At 54.4% G+C, this 796-nt stretch carries 1 protein-coding gene; it reads left to right on the plus strand.

The features are described from left to right. Positions 1 to 766, plus strand: a 766-nt coding sequence (locus HMPREF3067_RS11155) for an IS3 family transposase (RefSeq protein ID WP_141759389.1), incomplete at its 5' end; no start/stop codon positions are given. Between the last annotated feature and the right edge of the window lie 30 nt (positions 767 to 796).

Consider the following 796-nt stretch of genomic DNA (forward strand, 5'->3'; position numbering starts at 1 on the left):
CGATAGCCTGATCATCCCAGAGATACAGCGTGTGCATGCGGAGAATTTCTCGGTCTACGGTATTCGCAAAATGTGGCACGCGATGAACCGTGAAGGCTTTCATATCGGCCGCGACAAGACCGCCCGATTAATGAAGCTAGCAGGTGTTTCTGGCCGCAGACGCGGGCGAACCCCGGTAACAACAATTAGCCCGAAGACACCGGATCATCGCCCAGACCTAGTACAGCGAGACTTTCGTGCACAAGCACCAGGCAGGCTGTGGGTTGCCGACATTACCTACGTTCGCACCCTGTCAGGATTCGCCTACACCGCGTTTGTCGTGGATGTTTACAGTCGAAAAATTGTTGGTGTTGCTACACGCTCGACGATGCGCACCGATGCGCTGCCCATGGAGGCTTTGGAGCATGCGTTAACGACTGCAGGACGAATCCATGGAAACCAGTTAATTCACCACAGCGATCGGGGCAGTCAATACGTGTCACTGAAGTATTCCACAGCTCTCGCGGAATCCGGAATCCGGCCAAGTGTCGGAACAGTCGGCGATTCTTATGACAATGCTCTAGCCGAAACAGTCAACGGTCTCTACAAGGCGGAACTGATTCATGCCCAAGGCCCCTGGGCGTCGGTCGGTGAAGTCGAATTGGCCACCTTGCGGTGGGTGCATTGGTGGAACACTAAGCGGCTTCATGAAGCTTTGGATTACGCCACCCCACAGGAAGTAGAAACCGAGTACTATCTCACCCAGCCCATCAACACAGGGCCGTAAAAGAAGCGGAACTAAACCCAGGACGCTTCA

Origin of the sequence: Corynebacterium sp. HMSC04H06 (assembly GCF_001815935.1) — a bacterium.
Taxonomy (GTDB): Bacteria; Actinomycetota; Actinomycetes; order Mycobacteriales; family Mycobacteriaceae; genus Corynebacterium.